This window comes from Vibrio marinisediminis, from assembly GCF_014050145.1.
Taxonomy (GTDB): domain Bacteria; phylum Pseudomonadota; class Gammaproteobacteria; order Enterobacterales; family Vibrionaceae; genus Vibrio; species Vibrio marinisediminis.
The window spans coordinates 1-264 of the sequence record NZ_JACFYF010000280.1; the positions used below are offsets into that span (position 1 = coordinate 1).

The window sequence follows — 264 nt, forward strand, 5'->3', positions numbered from 1 at the left end:
ACCCCGAGACCGTGGCCGGGACCGACCCGTCCCACGCCGAAGAGGTCGACGTGGCGGCGACCGTGGCCCTTCCTCCTGCCGCGGACGAGGACGACCAGTCCGCGCCTGCGGCCTTTCGTCCCGAAGAAGACGCGGTCGACGTGGACGATCCAGAGATCGCGTCGGCGCCCCCTGAAACGCCGGACCATGCCGATTGGGTCTCAGAGGTGCAGGATGACAGCCACGAGGATGCGATCGAGACCGCTCCGGCACCCGTGGGGGACA

At 69.7% G+C, this 264-nt stretch carries 1 protein-coding gene; it reads left to right on the top strand.

What is annotated here, in order from left to right:
* A partial coding sequence (locus H2O73_RS24100; protein ID WP_182110818.1) for a ribonuclease E domain-containing protein occupies nucleotides 1–264 on the top strand: 264 nt, incomplete at both ends.